Source organism: Streptomyces katrae, from assembly GCF_000717655.1.
In the GTDB taxonomy this organism is placed as follows: Bacteria; Actinomycetota; Actinomycetes; order Streptomycetales; family Streptomycetaceae; genus Streptomyces; species Streptomyces katrae_B.
The window spans coordinates 1-208 of sequence record NZ_JNZY01000143.1 but is presented as its reverse complement, the minus strand read 5'-3'; the positions used below and the strand labels follow the sequence as shown (position 1 = coordinate 208).

The 208-nt window shown below is 70.7% G+C and carries 1 pseudogene; it reads right to left on the bottom strand.

Annotation, left to right across the window (positions count from 1 at the left end):
• Window positions 1-208: pseudogene (locus IF09_RS47840) on the bottom strand (IS630 family transposase); the annotation flags it as partial.

Genomic DNA, 208 nt, shown 5'->3' with positions numbered 1-208 from the left:
CCAGACCAGCCCGATCGGCGCCCTGACCAGCTGATGGACACCGTCGAGCAGAGCGATGAAGTCCCGCTCGCCCATGCTGCGACGTGTTCCTTTGCCGGCGGGATGGGTCCGCAGGCGGTGACACAGCCGAGTCCGGGATCCTGGCCGCATCGCGATCAGGCCGGCCACCGACAGCCGTCCCGAGCGGCGCCCGCTGACCGTCACGACC